The sequence below is a fragment of the Anoxybacillus suryakundensis genome, assembly GCF_001418025.1.
GTDB lineage: Bacteria > Bacillota > Bacilli > Bacillales > Anoxybacillaceae > Anoxybacillus > Anoxybacillus tengchongensis.
Map to the genome: position 1 here is coordinate 72,204 of NZ_LIOK01000008.1, position 22,239 is coordinate 94,442.

Here is a 22,239-nt window from a genome sequence, read left to right on the forward strand (position 1 = left end):
CACGTTTTATGTGGCGGTTTCGTGTTCGCAATGCACGATTTCACCTAATTTCAGCACGCGCAATTGTTCGTTCGGAAGGTTTCGGCGCTCCCATTCAGCGTAAAGGCGGTCTAACGCCTCTTTCGGTGTATCGTCAGCTAGCGGAAATGTGCCATAATGCATCGGAATAAATGTTTTTGCTTGGCAATCGATAAATGCTTGTACTGCTTCTTCTGGTGTCACATGTTGAGGGCCCATAAACCACTCTGGTTCGTATGCACCAATCGGCAATAAAGCATAATCGATTCGAAAACGTTCTCCAATATCGCGAAATCCACGGAAATATCCGCTATCTCCTGCAAAATAAAACGTCGGTTTGTCTTTTGCTTCAATTACCCATCCACCCCAATGGGATGTATTTGTATCAAATAACGTCCGTTTAGACCAATGTTGTGCCGGAACGAACGTAAATGAAACATTTTGTTCGACAACCGTTTCCCACCAACAGCATTCCACAACACGCTCAAACCCTCTTTTCAGAAAGGATGAACGTAATCCGCTTGGAACGAGGATGAGAGGATTTCCTTTTAGTTGCTTTATACTTGAAAAGTGCAAATGGTCGTAGTGGCTATGGGAAATGAGTACAATATCGACAGGAGGTACGTCGTCAATCGAAAGAGCTGGATCCGTTAGTCTGCGCACCGTTCCTAACCGTTTTGCCCAAACAGGATCTGTAACAATCGTCAACCTGTTTATTTGAATAATAAATGTCGCATGTCCTACCCATGTGAGTAACGTTTGATTTTTATTTGTATGTAACAACGAACGATGAATATGTTCACGAGGCAAAGTATATGACCAATCTTTCTTTTTTTGTCTTCTTTCCGCATACCAACACCGTAAATCAGCAAATGTTTTGGTTGTTGAGACCCCATCTAAGTTTTCATATCGCTTTCTCATTTTTTCTCCTCCTAAAGTCGTGCTTCTTTATATAGAATCTTTTTCTCATAAAACAACATAAAACAAAATTTCATTATTCTTTACCCGTATGAGTACAAAAGTGATTATGTTTGATTTTTGTTGCATCTATTTTCGAATTTTTTGTAAAATAAAGAACAATGAATAAGGGGGTACGATGTCTATTTTATCAAAAACAAATGAATTTATGAAAAATAGAATGGGTCATAACATATGCTGCTTTGTTCTATCTATTTTTTATTGTGAACATATGATCATAGGTGTATAAATCAAAAGAGCCGGGACGCGCCGAACAATAGATGAATACATTATAGTAAAAAAATGATTGGAGAGAAGAGTGGTGGAAGATGTTATCCTTCAACACGCGGAGCAGTTGAAGCGGTGGGAAGAAACACAAAAAAATATTTTTCAAGACTTAGTTGAAAATCAACAAAAAATTCAGCAACAAAACGCTTTATATTATAACGAAAATGAAGAGGCGCGCATTGTTGAACGATATTATGAGCATATAGATGATCAGATGGAAGGAAAGCTGTTATTTCAAGCGTATCACGATTTAGTGAAACGAACGCATATACGTCGCATCCCGTATTTTTTAAGCAAAGATTACTATTTATACACATGGGTTGATTTGCAGCCAGACGGAACAGTAAAAAGTATTTATTCGGGAAAAAAGAAAGATCCGCGTACGGTGATTTTACAAGACTATGAAACCATCCAAAAGCGATATGAACAATTTGTTCAACTTGTGAAAAAAGCAAAAAAAGGTGAACTTGATCTAGAGCAAAAGATAAAAATGGTTGATCAACAATTTAAATTTAATGCAGAACATGTTGTGCCACAATCGTGGTTTGGGGCAAAGGAACCGATGAAAGGGGATTTGCATCACTTATTTGTTTGTGAACCGCGATGCAATTCTATTCGCTCGAATTTTCCGTATGCGGATTTTCCGTTTTATGAGCCAGAGTCTCCTAATGAAATCATTCAAAACGATTGTGGCGTGGCATACGGGGAACATTTTGAACCTGAACACGGAAAAGGGGCGGTGGCGCGAGCGATGCTATACTTTCTCGTTCGTTATCCACGAGCAATCAAACAGCCTTTTATTGATCAAGTCTATATTCCGCTACTTGTTCAATGGCATAAACAATTTCCTGTTACAACATATGAGAGGCATCGAAATGCGGCGATTTTTCGAATTCAAGGAAATCGCAATCCATTCATCGATAAACCAAATCTTGTTGATCAACTTTATTTTTTGATTGGGCGTAAAAGCAGATAGGCGTTCGCACACATCATCCTCTTTTTCATATGCTGTATTACAGTTTATGAAAAGGGGAAGAGAACGATGGGTGTAGAGCTAACAGCGTTACATTGGATTTACGTCTCGTTTATTTGTATCATTATCGCGTTGATGGTTTGGCGCAAAGATACATCTTTAGCTTGTATGGTGGGCATCTTGTTGTTAGCGATTACAGCAACAGGATCGCTACCGCTTTCTATTAGCGTCATTTTTAAAAGTTTTATTTATGCCATAACTGAACTTCTTCCAACTATTCTTGTCATCTCGATGATCGTATCGATGAGTAAGCTTCTTACGATCACAGGAATGAATGAAGTGATGATCGCGCCGTTTGCGAAATTGATTCGGACGCCTTCGTTAGCTTATTGGACGATAGGGATATTAATGATGCTAATTTCTTGGTTTTTTTGGCCGTCGCCCGCGGTGGCATTGCTTGGAGCTGTATTATTACCGGTTGCTGTTCGTGTCGGATTGCCGGCATTAGGGGTGGCAATGGCGATGAATTTATTCGGCCACGGCATTGCGCTATCAGGTGATTTTATTATTCAAGGGGCGCCGAAATTAACAGCAGATGCAGCTGGTATTCCTGTATCTGAAGTCATCTCAGCAAGCATTCCACTCGTTTTCGTTATGGGAATTGTCACTGTTACAACCGCATTTTTCTTGTTGCGTCGCGATATGAAGAAAGGCAATATCCCACAAAGTGAAGCGGTTTCAATCGAGGTTAGTGAAGTACAGTCTCACTTATTAACGAAACGGATGAAAGTGATATTTGCATTTCTTATTCCGATTTTATTTGGGTTAGACGTTGTAGCTATGTATTATTTTCAATTGCAAGGCGGAGATGCAACCGCATTAATTGGAGGAACAGCGATTTTTATTTTATCTCTTCTGTCGTTAGTTGCATACAAAAAGAACGGTTTAGAACAAATTACAGACTTATTCATTCAAGGATTCCAATTCGGTTTTAAAGTGTTCGGTCCGGTCATTCCAATTGCAGCGTTCTTTTATTTAGGAGATTCCGGATTCCAAGCGATTATTGGAGAGTTTTTACCAAAACAGTCGCATGGCATTGTCAATGATTTAGGTGTTGCCTTATCTAGTGTTGTTCCATTAAGTAAAGAAGTAGGAGCAGTTACGTTAGCAGGAGTAGGGGCAATTACTGGATTGGACGGTTCAGGATTTTCAGGCATTTCGCTCGTCGGTTCTATTGCCAAATTGTTTGCAACGGCAATTGGAACAGGAATGGCTACATTAACGGCACTTGGTCAAATTGCTGCGATTTGGGTTGGGGGAGGAACGTTAGTACCTTGGGCGCTCATTCCAGCAGCTGCGATTTGTGGTGTTAGCCCTTTTGAGTTAGCAAGACGAAATGTTGTGCCAGTTGTTACAGGACTAATTGTAACGACCATTGTCGCCATGTTTCTCATTTAATTGTAGGAGTGTCTCTAATGAGGCACTCTTTTTATATGTTATGAAAAGTGACATAAGAATAAAAAATTTTCAAAAAAAATGTTGCATTTCTGTTTCTTTGTGTAATATATTATAACCATAAATGTTATAAAAAATAACATAAAGGAGAGATGAGAATGAATGAGGCGCAGTTGAGTTTTGCTCTTGATTCACTTTGGGTCATGTTAGGGGCGATTTTAGTCATTGGAATGCAAGTCGGATTCGCTTTGTTAGAAGCAGGTTCAACGCGAATGAAAAATGCTGGCCATGTCGCTGGAAAGCAAATATTAAGTTTTGCGATCGCTTCGCTTGCATTTTGGGCTGTAGGTTTTGCTATTACATTTGGAAAAGGAAATGGATTTATTGGAACAGAAGGATGGTTTTTAAAAGAAGGAAAAGAGACGTTTTCTTCGCTTTCGTGGGCAAATGTGCCACTTGAACTGAAATTTTTATTCCAACTTGCTTTTGTCGGTGTCTCTTTAGCTATTGCGTGGGGAGGATTCGCTGAGCGTGCAAAACTATCGGTTTACTTTATTTTCGGAACGATTTTTACGATCGCTATTTACCCAGTCATCGGTCATTGGGTATGGGGAGGTGGATGGCTTGGAGAAATGGGAATGCAAGATTTCGCAGGATCGACGGTCGTTCATTTACAAGGTGCAATTGCAGCGCTCATTGCAACGATGTTATTAGGCCCAAGAATTGGAAAGTTTAATAAAGACGGGACACCCAATTACATCCCTGGACATAATCAAGTATATACAGTCATTGGTGGTTTCGTATTGTGGGTTGGTTGGTTTGGATTTAATGCAGGAAGTACGATGGGGACAGCAGATGGATTTTTTGGTTATGTAGCGTTGACGACAAATATTGCAGCAGCTGCTGGAGCAATTGCTTCCATTTTGACAGCAAAATGGCTCGTTGGGAAAGCGGACATTCCAGCGATGGTTAACGGCGTATTAGCGGCTCTTGTTGCGATTACAGCAGCATGCGCATTTGTCGAACCGTGGGCAGCTGCAGTCATTGGTGCCGTTGCCGGATCATTTACATTTTGGACGTCTGTATATTTTGAACGAAAAGGCATTGATGATCCAATCTACGCATTTTCTGTTCATGGTATAGCGGGCATTGTTGGCACGATTTCAACAGGCTTTTTCGCTTCACCGCGTTTAGTGGAAATTACAGGAATAGGAAAACCAGGGTTGTTTTATGGCGGAGGAGTTGATCAGCTCATCGTTCAAACGGTCGGTGTTTTAGGTGCAGCGGTGTACGTGGCGATTGTTTCGTTTATTGTTTTATATACTTTAAAAAAGACGATTGGTTTACGGGTGACGCCTGAACAAGAAATTTCTGGACTTGATATTAGTGAGCATGGTTCGTACGGATATCCAGAACAATTGGATCCAGCTTATCAACAAACGACAACAGTTGTTCCATCTCGTTCGTCATGAAGATGGTGATGTTATGAATGATTTTGAAACAATCATCGTTCGGGCGGAACAATGTAACGATATGTCAGAACTTAAGCAACTTCACGATGAAGTTGCTTTTCTCCTCTCTTCTTTTTCAATTTCTTTTTCCTGTATATTCGAAGTATACGATGCGCTTTGTATGTGCCACGATACGCTCATGAAACAAGCGTTGTTGTTAGCTGAACGAGAAGTTGATCGAAAGGGGATTGGCAAAAAACCTTCTTCTTTTTGTTGGTTTGTGATGGGGAGTAGCGGAAGGAAGGAGCCGACCGTTTGGACAGATCAAGATAACGGAGTGATTTTTTCATGTTTGCGCAGTGAAAAAGAAGATTGTTATGTATATATGCGTGAGTATGCACGCATAGGTGTTCTTTTTTTAAATGAAATCGGCTATCCATATTGTACAGGGTATGTGATGGCGACAAATAAAAGATGGCTAAAAGAAACGGATGATTGGGGAGAGCAAATCGACAAATATGTACAAAATGAGCATATAGATGATATTCGTTATTTGTCTATGTTGGTTGATATGCGTCCGATTTATGGCGAGTATTCATTAGTTATCCAACTGAAAGAAACGTTATATAAAAAAATAGCAACAACTTTTTCTTTGCGTAACCGAATGATTGATAGCATTCGTATTCCTTTTGTTCCTATCGGTCCTTTTGGTCGCGTGTACGTAGAACGTTGGGGAGAAAACAGTGGAATGATTGATATAAAACAAGGAGGATATGTTCAGCTCAATCATATGTTAAAATGGGTTGCTGTTCAAAAACAATTTATTGATGCGCATTCAACATTTGAGCGATTAACACGTTGGTATGATGAAAATGGTTGTTCACAACGGTTATTTGAACGGATAGAAGAAGCGCTTGAAACGTTTTTGTATTTTCGTTTACGTTGTTCGGTAAAAGGGAACAATTTGGTCGTTCGTCATTTGTCGAAAGAAGAAAAACAACGATTAAAAAGAGCGTTGACAGTAGCCAAAAAAGTGCAACATTATGCAAGGAAGTGGGTGTGATTAATGGAACGGCCGTTTCAATGGATCAGCCGCATATTATCGCTTGGTCTTCGATATGATCAAGCAACAGCGGTCGGCCCAACTTTTCAACAAGAGGCGTGGATTCGAAAAATGATGAAAGAAGCAAAGAAACATACGTATTCGCTCGAAACGCCGCTTTCTGACGTGATGTTTATTTTATTAGATACAGAGACGACAGGTTTTTCTCCGCAAAGAGGAGATGAAATTTTCTCGCTTGCTGCTTTAAAAACAAAAAAGGGCGAATCGCTTGATTTGTATTGTTCCGACTTCCGACCAAAACGTCGTATTCCAGAACACGTTGTTGCGCTTACAGGGATAACAAATGACGATGTCGCATGCGCTCCGTTACTAGAGGAGAAAATTCATCATATCCTTTCTTTTTTGAACCACAGCATTTTACTCGGCTATCATATTCAGCATGATGTAGCGTTTTTAAATGAGTTTTTATCACGCAACTATCGTACAGTTTTACAACAAACAGCAATAGAAATGAAGAATATTATGGAGTGTATATATCACGATTCATTTCCAACGCTTGATGATGCGCTTTCATTTTATCAACTCCCCCCGATTGACCGTCATACAGCCAAAGGGGATGTCATGAGTTTATTTGAAATTTGGAAGCGAGTTTTTACGGAGTTGCAACGGTTGCAAATTGATACGTTACATGACTTATATGCGTTACTGAGTCAACGTTCGTAAACGAATGTTGACTTTTTTTGCGAAAAATTATACAATTCCATTAACTTATATGAACATATATTCATATATTGGAAGAGAGGGGGATCGCATGGAACAGCAATACGAGCAGTTAGATGAAGAAACGCTTTTTATCGTATCGCAAACGTTTAAAGCTTTAAGTGATCCGACGCGTATTCGTATTTTACATTTACTTTCATCTGGTGAGTTTTCCGTAACAGAGATTGCGAATCGTTTATCACTTTTACAATCGACCGTATCGCATCAGCTCCGATTTTTAAAAAATTTACGTCTTGTTAAATATCGGAGAGAAGGAACGACGTTATATTATTCGCACGATGATGAGCATGTGTTGCACATTCTCGAACAAACAATTCGTCATGCGCGCGATCATTAGGGGGGAATAAAGTGAAAGAATATCGAGTCAAAGGATTAACGTGTGCCAATTGTGCACGAGCATTAGAAGAACAAATTCAATCACTTCCGTATGGCGAAGGAGCAACGTTGAACTATAATAGCGGAAAATTACGTGTGCATGAACGCATCGATTTAGAAAAAGTACGGACGATTTTAGCGACAGACGGAGCATATATAGCAGATGATGAGCAGGCGCCAAAAAAACGAAATCCGCTTCTCTATTTTGTAGGTGCATCTATTTTTCTTTTTTTGACGGCGCTCGTGCTTGAGCGTTTGGACATAGATGGTGTGAGCGTTGTTATTTATATGGCTGCGATAGCACTCAGCGGATATAAAACATTTGTTAAAGGATTGAATAATATCATTCGTTTTCGTTTCAATATGGATACGTTAATGACGATTGCTTTGATCGGGGCGTTTGGAATCGGTGAGTGGAAAGAAGCGGCTGTAGTTGCCATTTTATTCGGTATGAACGAATATTTAGAAGGGCTAGGTATGGAACGAGCGCGTCGCTCGCTTGACATGCTACTAAAACAAGCGCCAAAAGAAGCGCTTCTTATATCGAACGGACAAACACATGTTGTTCCCATCGAGTCGTTACAAGTTGGCGATGTGGTGCTTGTTCGCCCTGGTGAAAAAATTCCATCCGATGGTGTTGTTATTGAGGGAAAAAGCTCCGTCAATGAGGCCGCGATCACCGGCGAAGCAATGCCTATTGAAAAAGAAAAAGGAATGAGCGTGTACGGCGGAAGTGTGAATAACGAGGGGATGTTACATGTTCAAATTACAAAACAATATAAAGACAGTTCTTTGTCAAAAATTTTACATCTCGTGCAAGAAGCGCAAGAGACAAAAACACCGCTTGAATTATTCATTCATCGTTTTGCGAAATATTATACTCCTTTCATTATGATCGTTTCGTTATTCGTCATGCTCGTTCCACCGTTATGGTTTGAAGCATCTTGGCATGATGCATTATATCAAGGGTTAGCGGTTCTAATTGTTGGGTGTCCTTGTGCACTTATTTTATCTTCACCGATTGCTTTGTTAGCGGGTATGACGCGGAACGCGAGAAAAGGGGTGTTAGTGAAAGGCGGCGTTCATTTAGAAACACTTGGACGCGTACGTACGATTGCTTTTGATAAAACAGGAACGATTACAAAAGGAAAGCCGCACGTAACAGATGTTATTGCATACATCGATGAAAATAAACTGCTTTACATCGCCGCATCGTTAGAAAGTGTATCTTCCCATCCACTTGCACAAGCCATTGTCCAAAAAGCGAAGCTACACCACATAACATATAAACAACCAGAGCAAATGACAACACGAACAGGGAGTGGCATGGAAGGAAAAGTCGATGGAAAATGGTATCGTATCGGAAATGAAAGAATGTTTGATCATCAACTGTTCACCGAGCAAATTCAAAAAGATGCCGAAAAGTTAAAATGCGAAGGACGTACGATTGTTTTTGTAGCAGATGAACAACGTATACTTGGTTTATTCGGTATCGCTGATGAAATACGAGAAGAGAGCAAAAAGGTCATTCAACAACTACATCGTATTGGTATCCGGCGCACGGTTATGTTAACAGGAGATCACAAAAAAACGGCCGAACAAGTTGCTAAACAAGTTGGAGTGACACATACATTCGCACAACTTCTTCCAGAACAAAAAGTAGAAAAAATAAAAGAATTAATGAAAAATGATACGGTAGCGATGGTAGGAGACGGAATGAATGATGCCCCTGCGCTTGCTCATGCGCATCTTGGCATCGCTATGGGGAAAGGGACAGATAGTGCGATTGAAACAGCTGATATTGTGCTCATGCAAGATCATCTTGGAAAATTGCCAGAGGCTATCGTAGTTGCTCGGCGAGTAAATCGTACCATTCGTTTAAACATCGCAATTGCTCTTTCGTTAAAAGCAACAGCGCTACTATTCACTATTCCAGGTTGGCTAACATTATGGATCGCCATTTTATCGGATATGGGGGCAACGATTTTCGTTAGCATACTTAGCTTATTCATTTTATGGGAAAAGCGCACGATCTAAGGTTGTGCGCTTTCCTAAAAAAGGATACTATTCAGAAATATTCGAAACGTTGTTGATTTTTTCACCGTTTTTAGTGAAAATGAAGATAGAATTTTAACGACAAAGAGGATGAATAGAATGAGGCAAGCAATCGCTGTTATGGCTCCAGACGGAAAAATTTTAGGAGCGGATGAACATTTTTTTCGCCATTTTTATCATCTTCATGTGAACCGAGGACTGTTAAAAAAGTTTATTTATGATGCAGAACATGGTCGCATGATTTCGTATGAAATCTTAAAAGAAGAAAATGAACATGTATATGTACAAGCAACGGCTTTATGTAACAAAGAGGGTGCGCTACAAGCCATTATTGTGACATATCAGCATGAACCTTTTATTGATATGCGTCTGACATCTTCTCTTTCTTCAATGGCGTCTGAATTTACATTTATTTTATCATCAGATGGAGAAATTACATACGTTTCGCCAAGCGCCCAACATGTGCTGAAGTGTGCCAACGAAGTTTGCAATCACGAACTATTTTCTTTTGTTCATCATGAGGACATCCCTATTTTGATGGAAAAGTTACATACGATTTATGCGATAAAAGAAAAGGAAACAACGATTGAATGTCGTTGGCGAACACGTGAAGGGCACTTTATATGGATTTATATGCATGCTCAACCATTACTAAATGAAAAAAATGAAATTGAACACGTAATTGTTGTGGCAAAAGATATTACGAAATGGAAATGTTGCGAGGAAGCACTTGCAAAATTAAAAAATTTCGATTCGTTAACGGATATTCCTAATCGCTTTTATTTTGAAACGTATGTGCAACATATGATTCAACAAAAGAAACCATTTGCCTTATGTTACATTGATTTTGACAAAATTAAGTGGATTAACGATCGTTTTTCATATCAAGCAGGGGACTTCTTTTTGCAAGAATCTGTTCGTCGCATCCAGAAACATTTGCAACAGGAAGACTTTTTTGCTCGCATCGGTGGCGATGAGTTTGTTATCGTGTTACATGATGTGAATAAAGAGACGATTGTCGCGCGCATGGAGTATTTGCTTCAATCGTTTGTAGAGCCGTTTCGATATAAAAAGCATGTCATCCAATCAGGTCTTTCTATTGGATTGACGTTCTTTCCGCAAGACGGTACGGATTTAGACACGTTGTTGAAACAAGCTGACCAAGCGCTTTGCTATGCGAAGGAAAGAGGGAAAGGGTATCATTTTTATCATCCACAGCAAAATCGAAAAACGATGATTGAACAAGAGTTGCCCCTCGCGTTATTGAACAATCAGTTTTATTTATGTTATCAACCGAAAGTGTCACTAGATAACAAAGCAATTATGGGAGTTGAGGCGCTCATGCGTTGGACACATCCGACGCTTGGAGCGATCTCACCATTAGAGTTTATCTCAATCGCAGAGAAAAACGGATTCATTTTTGAAATTACAACATGGGTGTTAAAAGAGGCGTGTCGACAAGTAAAACAATGGCAAGCTCATTTTCCGACATTAAAACTCGCAGTGAACTTATCACCATTTTTACTAAATCGAAAAGAATTTGTGATGCATGTGAAAAATATTTTGCAAGAAACACAGTTTCCACCGAACTATTTAATTTTAGAAATAACGGAAAGTGGGTTAATGGAAAATATTGAAACAGGAAAACATATTTTAACGGAGTTAAAACAGATCGGCATTCAAGTTGCGATTGACGATTTTGGTACTGGCTTTTCATCGCTTGCTTATATTCGCAATTTGCCTGTTTCATTATTGAAAATCGATCGCTCGTTTATTCGCGACATCACAGATAATTCGAAAGATGCAACGATCGTCGATACAATTATCCACTTAGCAAAAAGCTTAGATTTACAAGTACTTGCCGAAGGGGTGGAGCGTGACGAACAAGTATCTTTGTTACAAAAAATGGATTGTGATTTCGCTCAAGGGTTTTACTTTAGTCAGTCTCTAGAAGCAGAAAAGTTGTTGCAATGGCTCGAACAACATAATCAATCGAAAGAGGCGCTTCATTAGCGTCTCTTTTCACGTTTTGTTCACATATATTTTCTTTTTTCTTCACAAATTTACATTAATGTGGATGGTATAAAAGATGAACATGAGGACTGAGCGAACATGCGTAGCTTATTTTTTTTGATTATATCGATCGTTATACTTTTGTTTACAGAAACGGTATATGGTGAAAAGATTGAAGTACATAAACAGTTGCAACAAGCTATTGATGAGGCGCATGCTGGCGACGTGCTAATCGTGAAAAAAGGGATATACAAAGGTCCAATTATCATCCGCAAGCCCCTTCATCTTGTTGCCGAACCTGGAGCGGTAGTTGATGGAGGAGGAAGCGAATATGTTGTTACAATTCGTGCCCCTCGGGTTCATGTCGAAGGTTTAACGGTTCGTAACAGCGCGTATGGAAAAGGGGCTGGTGTGCTCATTCAAGAAAGTTCACATGTCACGTTAAAACACGTACGTATTGAACAGGTGCATTACGGTGTTTATGTAGAAAAAGGAACACATATCAATCTCTTAAACAATACTATTCGCGGACGAGATATTCACTTTGCTCAACGAGGAAACGGTATTCACCTATTGAAGACAAGCCACGCTGTTGTGCGCGAAAATCATATTTCACGTGTGCAAGATGGCATTTATTTAGATTGGGCTAAGCAAACCGTGATGGAAAAAAATAAAGTAACAGATGCCCGCTATGCTCTCCATTTTATGTACTCTGAAGGTGGAGCGGCAAAAGAAAATGTGCTGACAGAAAATATTAATGGAATCATGATGATGATGTCAAAGCAGTTTAATATCGGACATAATACGATTGTTAGACAATTAGACTATCGTGGGTATGGAGCACTTATTTACGATAGCGAATATGTCGTAATGCACAACAATACATTATCTTATAATAGCACAGCTTTATCGTTACAAAACGCACGCCATTGTCATATAAAAGACAATGAGTTTATCGGTAACTATCGTGCATTGCATAGTTTGTATGAAAACCCCCACACAATTGTTTTCGAAAATAAATTTTTGGGAAATATGGAAGACGCACTTATTCAAGGTACACCTATTGCATTCGATGATGGACATAAAGGGAATTATTGGGATACTTATCGGTTTTATGATTTCAATGATGATGGAATTGGTGATACCCCACATCGCATTCGTTCCATGTATAGTCGACTGTTGCGGAAATGGCCAAGCGTGCAATTTTATTTTCAAAGTCCGGCGTTAGCACTTCTTGATACAACAGAGTCATTTTTTACGCATGCGCAGGCGCAAGGGGAAGATCATTTTCCGATGATGAAAATCGATCAAGATAAAAAAGAAACAAAGGAAAGATCGTGGAAGCTACTATTGTTTGGAAGCGTTTTATTTATAAGCAGTTTGTTTATGATTAGATATGGAAGGAGAATGACATATGAAAAAAATTGCTAGCCTTTTCTTTGTATGTTTTCTCACCGCATGTGGCGGAACGAAAACGTATGAGCCAGAAGAGATTAACCCGGATATTGATGTGTGTGTAATTTGTAATATGAGTATAACAGCAGAGCCATATGCTACAGAAATCGTTTTAAAAGATGGAACGGTGCATAAGTTTGATGATATTGGGTGCATGATTGAGTGGATGAATGAACAAAACGGCGAGGACATAGCAAAGAAATACGTTCGTGATGTAACAAACGGGAAGTGGATTGAACTTGAGCAAGCTGTTTACGTATACAATCCAAATTATTGGACGCCGATGAATTATGGGGTCGTTTCATTTGCAAACGAAAAAAATGCCAAAGAGTACATGGAACAAGAAGGAAAAGGGGAATTATGGACGTATGAGCAACTAAAAAAACATCGGTGGGGATTTGAACGATGAATACAGCTATAAAGTACCAATGGATGATGATGATTCGTAGCAAATGGCTCATCACTTTTGCCGTTTTGTTTGCTGTCCTATCATCAACTGTAATCGCCAGTAGCGGACACGAGTCAGCAGGAGTATTCACACGTTCGACAGCAGCTTTATTAAATTTGTCCCTTTTACTTGTTCCGCTTGTTGCTCTATTAGCAGGTAGTTTGTTTATTGCAGGGGAAAAAGAAGACGGTCGGTTATCACTTATATTAACATATCCAGTCTCTACTCGTTCTTTAACAGTTGGTTTATATGTGGGAAGTTGTATATCATTATGGACAGTAGTTGCACTCGGGTATGGAAGTGCAAGCGTCGCTCTTTTTGCAACAGGAGGGACGTGGTCGGCGTTTGTTTTTCTTTCGTTTGTACTAACTATTGTATTAACGAGTATTTTTTTAGCAATTGCTTTATTCGTTGGACTTGTTTCCTCTAATCGTTTACAAGCTCTCGGTGTCAGCTTATTTATTTGGGCGTTTTTCGTTTTATTTTATGAATTTATCGTATTATTTTTGTTATCAATCGTTCCAAAGCAATGGACCATTTTCTTATTTACTGGATCCATTATATTTAATCCGGTTGAACTCATGCGCGTTTGGACTGTAGCCGCTTTGAAAAGTAGCGCACTATTTGGACCGCAGCTATATGAATGGTCAAAATGGGCAGAAAGTGCAAGTGGACAACTTACATTTCTTGCGATCGCGTGCATATGGGTTATTGTGCCATTGTTTTTCGTGAATGTATGGTTGAAACGAGGGAAGCGACATGCTTGAAGTGAAACAATTGACGAAAATATATAACGAGCAAAATAAAGTCGAAAACATTTCTTTTTCTGTTCAGAAGGGACAATGTTTAGCACTATGCGGTGGTAACGGCGCAGGAAAAAGCACGATTATTAAAATGTTAATCGGACAGCTCACCCCGACGAAAGGGGACATACATGTAAACGGACAACCGATTCAAAACAACGACAAACAATGGTTTTCGTTTATGCCTGATCATTTGCAATTCCCTCCCTTGTTTACAGGTTACGAATTGTTATCTCTATTTGGACGATGGCAAGGGGCTAATGAGGAGCGCATTAAACAATGTTTAGCACTCGTTGGATTGGAAAACGATCAACATAAACAAGTAAAGACATATTCAAAAGGAATGCAACAACGGCTTGCGTTTGCGCAAGCGCTTTTAGCGGATGCCCCATTGCTTATTTTGGATGAGCCAACAAACGGTTTAGATCCGTATTGGGTATGGGAATTTAAACGGCTTATTCGTTCTGAAAAAGAAAAAGGGAAAGCTATTCTTTTTTCGACGCATATGTTGTCAATGGTTGAAGAAATTGCAGATACTGTCGCGTTTATTCATCAAGGACAAATGCTCATATACGATTCGGTTTCTACACTTTGTCAAGACGGAAAGTCGTTAGAGTCGATATTTTTTGCACAAATTTCACAACATATGTCATACTGAAAAAGTAAGCGAATATAGCTTGCTTTTTTCATTTCGAGGAGGATTGAGAGATGTTAAAGTTATACGTCATTCGTCATGCAGAAACCGAGTGGAATGCGCAACAACGCATGCAAGGATGGAAGGACTCTCCTTTAACTGAAACAGGAAGAAAACATGCGACACTTTTACATGATCGATTGCGTACAGTCCCGTTTACTGCTGCGTATTGTAGTCCAAGTGATCGGACAAAAGAAACGGCGCAAATTGTGTTAGGGCAACGTCATGTGCCAATATATTTTGATGAACGACTACGTGAAATTTACTTAGGTCATTGGGAAGGAAAAACAATTGCAGAAATTGCCCAAGTAGACGAGCAAAATCATTATCATTTTTATCATAACCCAGATGCATACAAGCCGATCATTGGCGAGACGTTTCTTGATGTGCAACGTCGAGCTGTCGCTGCCATTCAGCATATTGCCGATACTCATTCAGAAGGTCATATTCTTGTCGTTACACACGGTATGGTGATTCGTACGCTTCTTGTATATTGGAAACAGCAAACGCTCGCACAGTTATGGGAAAATAGCCGTGTATACGGTACGAGTGTGACCATCGTTTCGTTTGAAGGAGGAAAGTGGAATATAGAATGTGAGTCAGATATTTCACATCTTGAAAGTGAGATGACACATTTATGAGAAAATGGCTTATTTTATTGCTTATTTTATTTACAATCATCTTTTTGATTAGCGGTTGTGTACAGCAAAATAAAGGAACGACGTTTGTTACGACAGTACAATATGTTGTTGATGGGGATACAATCAAAATAAAAAAAGATGGGGAGATTGTAACCGTTCGTCTATTAAACATTGACACGCCAGAAACGTATCGTGAAAAACAGGCGTATGGTGAAGAAGCAAAGCAATTTGCTAAAGATGTCCTTCTTCACAAAAAAGTGACGGTCGAATTAAGTGCAAAAGAAAAACCGTATGATCGCTACGGTCGATTGCTTGCGTACATATGGTTGGAGGATGGAACTTTGTATCAAGAAAAAATTGTAAAAGAAGGACTTGCTCGTGTTGCTTATATGTTTGATCCTGATACAAAATACGCTAAACAATTGTATAAAGCACAAGAGGAAGCAAAAAAAGCGAAAAAGCGCATTTGGAGTGTGGATGGATACGTAACAGAAAAAGGATTTAATATGAGCGTATGTCTCGACAAAGCTTCATGAATATAAAAGGGCTGAATGAAACAGCCCTTTTAATGTGCTAGCATCGCTTGCATATCTTCTTCCACATTGCCAATGAGCTTGAGGCCAAACATATCTTGCAATACGCGCAACACACCTTCAGAAATAAAGTGTGGTGCTTTTGGTCCAATCCGAATGTCTTGAATGCCTAAACTAAACAATCCGAGTAAAATGGCAACCGCTTTTTGTTCAAACCATGAAAGGACGATGCTAACAGGCAGTTCATTCACTTCACAGCCAAACGCTTCTGCAAGCGCCATCGCAATTTTTACTGTCGAAATCGAGTTATTGCATTGTCCTAAGTCAATATATCTCGGAATGTTTGTGCCAGGAACGACACCATAATCTACATCGTTGAAGCGGAATTTTCCGCAAGATGTCGTTAAAATAACTGTGTTTTTCGGTAAAGACGTCGCTAATGAACGATAATATTCACCGCCTTTTCCAGGCGCGTCACAGCCTGCGATGACGAAAAAGCGTTGAATTTTTCCTTCCTTTACAGCTTGAATAATTTCTGGTGCAATTTGAATGACTGTTTCGTGATGGAAACCAGTAACTAATGTTTCATCTGATTCGATATTTGCTTCTGGAAGTTGTAACGCTTTCTCAATCAACGGTGTGAAATCATCATTCTCGATTTTTTGTACATGTTCTAATCCGGCTACATCGTATGAAAACATGCGGTCAGCATACGAGCCTTTAATCGGCATCACACAGTTTGTTGTCGCTAAAATGGCGCCAGGGAATTTTTCAAATAAACGACGTTGGTCGTACCATGCTTTTCCGACGTTTCCTTTTAAATGTTTATATTTTTTCAATTGCGGATAGCCGTGCGCAGGCAACATTTCGGAATGCGTGTAAATGTTAATTCGTTTGCCTTCTGTTTGTTTCAATAACTGTTCAAGTGCAAATAAGTTATGTCCTGTAACGAGAATACATTTTCCTTCAATTTTATTTTGTGTTACGCGAACAGGTTGAGGAATGCCAAGGCGTTCTGTATGTGCCCGATCGAGCAGTTCCATGACACGAATAGCAGCTTTTCCGACTTTCATCGCCATATCTAAATGTTCTTGAACGTTAAAGTTGGAGTTTGTTAGTGTCATATACAACGCTTCATGCGTTGTTGTGTCAACAAATGGATCTGTATATCCGAGTTGATGAGCATGCGTGCGATATGCAGCAATTCCTTTTAGCGCAAATACAATCGTATCTTGTAAGCTTGCAATCGTTTCATCTTTTCCGCAAACACCGACGACTGTGCATCCCCCTGTTGGCGTTTGTTCGCATTGATGACAAAACATGATAACCCCTCCTTTTCTTATTAACACTTTAACAATAGGGGAAAATCACCGTAGCGTAAGTGATGTATATCACACATCTATATAAAAATGTGAACGAAAATTGACAATGTTTTATATTGAATAACGAGAAAAAATATATTAAAATGGAAGAAAATAAAATCAATCAAGCTACTAGGGGTGCCGGATGGCGATGGCTGAGAGGAAAACGCGCAATCAGTTTTCCAACCCTTTGAACCTGATCTGGTTTGTACCAGCGGAGGGAAGTAGGCTATGTTTTGTAAGTACAAACTAGTCGATTCTGTCCGACTAGTTTTTATTTTTTTAAGGGGGGAATACACGATGAATGTTGGACAATGGTTAACGCGCGTCAGAGAGGAGTCGCCACTTGTACATAATATGACGAATGTTGTTGTGACAAATTTTGTTGCTAACGGTTTGCTTGCATTAGGTGCGTCTCCGGTGATGGCTTATGCAAAAGAAGAAGTAGCCGATATGGTTCGTTTAGCACGTGCTCTTGTATTAAACATTGGTACATTAAACGAAACAGATGTAGAAGCGATGGTTATTGCCGGAAAAGCGGCAAACGAAGCAAATGTTCCCGTTGTTTTCGATCCTGTCGGAGCAGGTGCGACAACATATCGTACGGAAACAGCCCAACGTATATTACGCGAAGTCAACGTTACCATTTTACGTGGAAATGCATCCGAAATCGCAAGTATTGTTGGAGAACAAGCAAGTACAAAAGGGGTAGATGCAGGAGATGTTCAAGGCGATCTCGAGCATGTAGCCAAAAAAGCAGCGCGTATGTTTCGTTGTACAGTTGTTGTGACTGGGAAAGATGATGTGGTGACAGATGGAGAAAAATTAATGATCGTCTCAAACGGTGATGCCATGTTAACGAAAGTGACAGGAACAGGCTGTTTATTAAGCTCGGTGTTAGGTGCATTTGCTAGTGTAGGAGAAAATGTGATGATGTCATCTGTCGCTGCGCTTGCTTATTACGGTGTGGCAGCTGAAAAAGCAGCCAAACACGCCAAAGCGCCAGGTAGCTTTCAAATAGCATTTTTAAATGCTTTATACGAGACGACAGCAGAAGAAGTGAATGAATACGCACACATTCGAGGGGAATAAATGATGAAACATATGTTATCGTTATATTTCGTGATGGGAAGCGTCGATTGTACGAAAAATCCGCTTGTCGTGCTTGACGAAGCGATTGAAGGTGGCATTACGATGTTTCAGTTTCGCGAAAAAGGAAAAGGAGCGCTTACAGGACTTGAAAAATATCGCTTAGCTGAGCAATTGTTTGAGCGATGCCGCGCTCGTAACATTCCGTTTATTGTGAATGATGATGTTGATTTAGCGCTTGCCTTACAGGCAGACGGTATTCATGTCGGACAAGAGGACGAAGCGGCTGAACGCGTTCGCGATCGCATAGGGAATAAATATTTAGGGGTATCCGTTCATAACTTGACTGAAGTAAAAAAAGCGCTTGCTGCTCACGCCGATTATGTCGGGCTAGGTCCCATTTTCCCAACCGTTTCAAAAGACGATGCAAAGCAAGTATGTGGACTGACGATGATTGAACATATTCGTGCGCACGAAAAACATGTTCCACTCGTTGCGATTGGTGGGATTACAGAACAAACAGCGGAACAAGTCATCAAAGCGGGGGCAGATGGAATTGCCGTCATTTCTGCCATTTGCCGTGCTGAGCATATTTGTGAACAAACAAAACGACTATATGAGATTGTCATGCGTACAAAACAAGAAGGCGACAGGTAATGTCGTCTTTTTCTATTTTTTTGTGCAGGATTTTACTCACATATGTCGAAAAAAACAGCGAACATACGAAAGAAGGAGATGGGAAAGATGGAACATATCGTATTGTCATATGAAGATCGAGTTGCAACAATTGAGTTGAATCGTCCAGATGCGCTGAACGCTTTAAACGAGAAAATGTTAGCGGAGTTGTTACAAGCGTTAAAAGAAGTGGAAAAAAGCGAGGCGGATATTGTCGTCATTCGTGGGCGTGGAAAAGGATTTAGTGCAGGTGGCGATATTAAAACGATGTTGCAGTCAACGAATGAACATTCATTCATAGAAGTGATGGAAACGATTAAACAAATTGCAATAACGTTACATCAATTGCCGAAACTAACGATCAGTTACGTGCACGGTGCAGCTGCAGGGTTAGGATTTAGTTTAGCGCTTGCTTGTGACTATGTGATCGCAAACGAACAAGCGCGCGTTGCAATGAATTTTATCGGTATTGGCTTAGTTCCAGATGGTGGGGGGCATTTCTTTTTAAAACGAAAAATTGGTGATGTCAAATCGAAGCAAATCATATGGGAAGGAAAAGTAATGAGTGCACAAGAGGCATATGAAGTGGGACTGATTGATGAAATCGGTGATGAGCAGGCGATTCAACAGAAAGTAACGGAGTGGCTAGCAAAACCGATTCGTGCGATGATTGCAACGAAGCAGTTGTATGCTCATCTAAGCGAAGAACAGTTGTTGAACACGTTGCAAATGGAGACAGCGTATCAAGCGAAAATGCGTAAAACAAAAGACCACGAAGAAGGTATTCGCGCTTTTTTAGAAAAGCGTCGTCCGCATTTTAGCGGAAAATAAAAAATTTGAAAAACTTTCATCTTTAAGCTATCTTTTTCGGGTCTGCGACGTGTATAAATGAAATATAGAAAAAGTATAACGAAAAGGGCGGCTGAAGATGAAAGTAGTGATTATAGACGATTACGTGCCGACATTGGAAATGATGGAAGCGATGCTCGAACATATTCAAGGCATCTCCATTCATTCGTTTGAAGATGCGGACGAGGCATATGCATATATTTTATCCCAACATGTCGATGTCATTTTAATGGACATTTGTATGCCGAAAACAGATGGTATTGAATGGTGTCGGCGATTGAAACAACATGAGCAATTGCATCATATCCCTGTATTAATGGTTACAGGTTACGATGATGAACAAAAATTAGAGGAAGCGTTTGCAGCAGGGGCATTTGATTACATTCGCAAGCCGTTTACAATGGTCGAACTCGTTTCGCGTGTTCAATTGGCATATCGCCAAAAAGAAACGATGGATCAACTGAAACGAACGAATGAAGCATATGTAGAAAGTTATCGGCATATGTGGACGATGCAAAAAAAGATGAATGAAGACTTACAATTAGCCCGACTCGTTCAAGAAGGTTTACTTCCTGAACCGCTGAATAATGAACATATTCATTTTGTCGGGACGTATATTCCTTCTGCACAACTGTCTGGTGATTTATATTTTTGGCAACAAGTTCGTCCGCACATGTATGCTTTTATTGTTATCGACGTCATGGGGCATGGTGTTGCATCTGCACTTGTTGCGATGTCGATTCGTTCTTTGTTACATGGATTAATGACGAAAGTGACAGACCCCCTTCTTGTTGTGCATGAATTAAATCGACATGCTTTTCAATTGTTTGGAAAGGAAACGAAATATTACTTTACAGCTTTTTACGGAACGATTGATGTAAAAAAGAAAGTCATTGAGTATGTAAACGCAGGCCATCCGCCAGCCATATTGATGACTAATCGAAAAGCGATGCTTCTTAAAGAAGGGGGCATTCCAATCGGCATTGTATCCAATGCTCCATATAAAAAAGGGACGATTTCGTTTCAACATGACCCCTATCTTATGATTTACACAGACGGATTGATCGAAGTGTTAGGTGAAGAATGTGCCAGACAACTTGCTGACATGATGCAAACGGCTCATACGTTTGATGAGATGGTACAAAAAATAAATGAAAAAGCACAATATGATAAAGGAAACGATGACATTACATTTGTCTCTATTCATGTAAAATGAGGATGATCTATTTTTAAAAAAACGGGTGCCCTAAAAGTAACAGGGCACCTACTTATTTGACATCTACAAATTGATCAAGTTGACAAATCGATAATATATGTTTAATCGGTGCTGAAACGCCTGTCATTTCAATACGCATGCGATCTTTTAATGGATACAGCCAGCTAATCAGCAATCGAACACCAGAGCTATCAATAAATCGAACAGCAGATAAATCAATTTGTAAATGAGATGTTTCCCACGGCTGTGATTGAATCGTTTCTTCCATGACGCGTGATGTTTCAAAGTTAATATCTTGCCGAAAAGAAACAACGATTTTATCATCATATGTAACAATGTTGATCATATTTCTCCCCCTTTATTCCGTGCGACAACGACAATGGCACGTTTTCCTTTTTCGTCAAATGAAAAATGGGAAGCAAGCTGTTGAACAAGGAAAAGTCCCCGTCCTCCTTGACGAGTGAAATCAGGAGGAGGAGCGCTGAGTTTTTCCTCCCATTGAAAGCCGTCTCCTTCATCAATGACTTCAATGGCGATTGCTTCATCTGACCAGCTGATGTGTACAGTAGCATATTTTTTTGTAGAGTGTCGAATGACATTTGAGACGAGCTCCCATAATATTAATTGAATTGTATATTTTTTCATGTCGTCTAGTTGTATATGACCATGTATTTGCTCGAGCATCGCTGAAATCATGGTGCTATAATTTGTTTCATTTAGCTGAGCTTGAATCATTGTTTTTTAATTGAATCAAAAGTTGTTTTATATAAGGATGTTTATAATCACCTTGATGCTCGAGACGATACAATTGGCTCCATAAAGAGTTATATGTTGAACGAAACGAGAGTGGGATGCTCTCTCCAAATGAGCGTTGTAAATGCATGAGACGAAACTTCGCATAATTTCGTGACGGTACATTATTCGGGAGAAGTCCCATATCGATGCGAATGAGTTGCTCGTTTACTTCGTGAAGCAACGTTTCCGCCATTTCGTCGATATGAGCAAACGTCCGTTGCTCGTATTTCAGCCGTGGGTGCTTCATCGTCA

Annotated in this window: 23 protein-coding genes and 1 riboswitch; of the genes, 18 read left to right on the forward strand and 5 right to left on the reverse strand. The window is 39.8% G+C overall.

Annotated features, from left to right (window positions below):
* Positions 1 to 6: 6 nt before the first annotated feature.
* A complete protein-coding gene (locus tag ASC42_RS07630; RefSeq protein ID WP_055441256.1) occupies positions 7 to 939 on the reverse strand; it encodes an MBL fold metallo-hydrolase in 933 nt (310 codons plus the stop codon).
* A gap of 358 nt (positions 940 to 1,297) precedes the next feature.
* Between ASC42_RS07630 and ASC42_RS07635 the strand changes: the two genes are divergently transcribed.
* The 14 genes from ASC42_RS07635 (at position 1,298) to ASC42_RS07700 (ending at position 16,005) form a co-directional block, all read left to right on the forward strand.
* A complete protein-coding gene (locus tag ASC42_RS07635; RefSeq protein WP_167338101.1) occupies positions 1,298 to 2,239 on the forward strand; it encodes an endonuclease I family protein in 942 nt (313 codons plus the stop codon).
* Positions 2,240 to 2,305: 66 nt separating this feature from the next.
* Positions 2,306 to 3,694 carry a hypothetical protein gene (locus ASC42_RS07640; RefSeq protein WP_055441258.1) on the forward strand — a complete coding sequence of 463 codons (1,389 nt, stop codon included), beginning with the start codon at positions 2,306 to 2,308 and terminating at the stop codon, positions 3,692 to 3,694.
* A gap of 155 nt (positions 3,695 to 3,849) precedes the next feature.
* On the forward strand, positions 3,850 to 5,163 hold the full coding sequence (locus tag ASC42_RS07645) for an ammonium transporter (RefSeq protein ID WP_055441259.1): 1,314 nt from the start codon (positions 3,850 to 3,852) through the stop codon (positions 5,161 to 5,163).
* 13 nt (positions 5,164 to 5,176) lie between these two features.
* Positions 5,177 to 6,205 carry a DUF294 nucleotidyltransferase-like domain-containing protein gene (locus ASC42_RS07650; protein ID WP_055441260.1) on the forward strand — a complete coding sequence of 343 codons (1,029 nt, stop codon included), beginning with the start codon at positions 5,177 to 5,179 and terminating at the stop codon, positions 6,203 to 6,205.
* Between the two features lie 3 nt (positions 6,206 to 6,208).
* Positions 6,209 to 6,928 (forward strand): exonuclease domain-containing protein, encoded by a 720-nt coding sequence (locus ASC42_RS07655; RefSeq protein ID WP_055441261.1) that lies wholly within the window; start codon positions 6,209 to 6,211, stop codon positions 6,926 to 6,928.
* 88 nt (positions 6,929 to 7,016) lie between these two features.
* The gene (locus ASC42_RS07660) at positions 7,017 to 7,322 is read left to right on the forward strand and encodes an ArsR/SmtB family transcription factor (RefSeq protein WP_055441262.1); all 306 of its coding nucleotides are present in this window, start codon (positions 7,017 to 7,019) and stop codon (positions 7,320 to 7,322) included.
* 11 nt (positions 7,323 to 7,333) lie between these two features.
* Complete coding sequence (locus ASC42_RS07665) at positions 7,334 to 9,397, forward strand: heavy metal translocating P-type ATPase (protein ID WP_055441263.1); 2,064 nt, start codon at positions 7,334 to 7,336, stop codon at positions 9,395 to 9,397.
* Between the two features lie 108 nt (positions 9,398 to 9,505).
* A complete protein-coding gene (locus ASC42_RS07670; protein WP_055441264.1) occupies positions 9,506 to 11,428 on the forward strand; it encodes a sensor domain-containing protein in 1,923 nt (640 codons plus the stop codon).
* 99 nt (positions 11,429 to 11,527) lie between these two features.
* The gene (locus tag ASC42_RS07675; RefSeq protein WP_055441265.1) at positions 11,528 to 12,859 is read left to right on the forward strand and encodes a right-handed parallel beta-helix repeat-containing protein; all 1,332 of its coding nucleotides are present in this window, start codon (positions 11,528 to 11,530) and stop codon (positions 12,857 to 12,859) included.
* Positions 12,843 to 13,292: a nitrous oxide reductase accessory protein NosL gene (locus ASC42_RS07680; protein ID WP_055441266.1), complete on the forward strand. Its 450-nt coding sequence runs from the start codon at positions 12,843 to 12,845 to the stop codon at positions 13,290 to 13,292. The genes ASC42_RS07675 and ASC42_RS07680 overlap by 17 nt, the downstream gene beginning before the upstream one ends.
* Complete coding sequence (locus ASC42_RS07685; RefSeq protein ID WP_055441267.1) at positions 13,289 to 14,098, forward strand: ABC transporter permease; 810 nt, start codon at positions 13,289 to 13,291, stop codon at positions 14,096 to 14,098. Before ASC42_RS07680 ends, ASC42_RS07685 begins: the two co-directional genes overlap by 4 nt.
* Positions 14,091 to 14,792 carry an ABC transporter ATP-binding protein gene (locus ASC42_RS07690; protein WP_055441268.1) on the forward strand — a complete coding sequence of 234 codons (702 nt, stop codon included), beginning with the start codon at positions 14,091 to 14,093 and terminating at the stop codon, positions 14,790 to 14,792. Before ASC42_RS07685 ends, ASC42_RS07690 begins: the two co-directional genes overlap by 8 nt.
* Before the next feature lie 50 nt (positions 14,793 to 14,842).
* Positions 14,843 to 15,469 (forward strand): histidine phosphatase family protein, encoded by a 627-nt coding sequence (locus ASC42_RS07695; RefSeq protein ID WP_055441269.1) that lies wholly within the window; start codon positions 14,843 to 14,845, stop codon positions 15,467 to 15,469.
* On the forward strand, positions 15,466 to 16,005 hold the full coding sequence (locus tag ASC42_RS07700; protein WP_055441270.1) for a thermonuclease family protein: 540 nt from the start codon (positions 15,466 to 15,468) through the stop codon (positions 16,003 to 16,005). The genes ASC42_RS07695 and ASC42_RS07700 overlap by 4 nt, the downstream gene beginning before the upstream one ends.
* Positions 16,006 to 16,034: 29 nt before the next feature.
* On the opposite strand, the gene hcp is transcribed toward ASC42_RS07700, so the two are convergent.
* Positions 16,035 to 17,324, reverse strand: coding sequence for a hydroxylamine reductase (hcp, locus tag ASC42_RS07705; protein WP_055441271.1), 1,290 nt, complete (start codon positions 17,322 to 17,324; stop codon positions 16,035 to 16,037).
* Between the two features lie 163 nt (positions 17,325 to 17,487).
* A riboswitch (TPP riboswitch) is annotated at positions 17,488 to 17,603 on the forward strand.
* Positions 17,604 to 17,663: 60 nt separating this feature from the next.
* Here hcp and thiM point away from each other — a divergent pair.
* From thiM to ASC42_RS07725, 4 genes are all read left to right on the forward strand, one after another.
* The gene (gene thiM / locus ASC42_RS07710) at positions 17,664 to 18,455 is read left to right on the forward strand and encodes a hydroxyethylthiazole kinase (RefSeq protein ID WP_055441272.1); all 792 of its coding nucleotides are present in this window, start codon (positions 17,664 to 17,666) and stop codon (positions 18,453 to 18,455) included.
* On the forward strand, positions 18,456 to 19,109 hold the full coding sequence (gene thiE, locus ASC42_RS07715; RefSeq protein WP_055441273.1) for a thiamine phosphate synthase: 654 nt from the start codon (positions 18,456 to 18,458) through the stop codon (positions 19,107 to 19,109). It begins immediately after the preceding gene.
* An 87-nt stretch (positions 19,110 to 19,196) separates the two neighbouring features.
* Positions 19,197 to 19,958: an enoyl-CoA hydratase gene (locus ASC42_RS07720; RefSeq protein WP_055441274.1), complete on the forward strand. Its 762-nt coding sequence runs from the start codon at positions 19,197 to 19,199 to the stop codon at positions 19,956 to 19,958.
* 97 nt (positions 19,959 to 20,055) lie between these two features.
* The gene (locus ASC42_RS07725) at positions 20,056 to 21,192 is read left to right on the forward strand and encodes a PP2C family protein-serine/threonine phosphatase (RefSeq protein WP_055441275.1); all 1,137 of its coding nucleotides are present in this window, start codon (positions 20,056 to 20,058) and stop codon (positions 21,190 to 21,192) included.
* Between the two features lie 52 nt (positions 21,193 to 21,244).
* Here the strand turns inward: ASC42_RS07725 and ASC42_RS07730 are convergent, their stop codons facing one another.
* From ASC42_RS07730 to ASC42_RS07740, 3 genes are read right to left on the reverse strand one after another with little or no spacing between them, the layout of a single operon-like run.
* On the reverse strand, positions 21,245 to 21,538 hold the full coding sequence (locus ASC42_RS07730; protein ID WP_055441276.1) for an STAS domain-containing protein: 294 nt from the start codon (positions 21,536 to 21,538) through the stop codon (positions 21,245 to 21,247).
* On the reverse strand, positions 21,535 to 21,876 hold the full coding sequence (locus ASC42_RS07735) for an ATP-binding protein (RefSeq protein WP_245191159.1): 342 nt from the start codon (positions 21,874 to 21,876) through the stop codon (positions 21,535 to 21,537). The genes ASC42_RS07730 and ASC42_RS07735 overlap by 4 nt, the downstream gene beginning before the upstream one ends.
* A gap of 28 nt (positions 21,877 to 21,904) precedes the next feature.
* Positions 21,905 to 22,234: a hypothetical protein gene (locus ASC42_RS07740; protein ID WP_055441278.1), complete on the reverse strand. Its 330-nt coding sequence runs from the start codon at positions 22,232 to 22,234 to the stop codon at positions 21,905 to 21,907.
* Between the last annotated feature and the right edge of the window lie 5 nt (positions 22,235 to 22,239).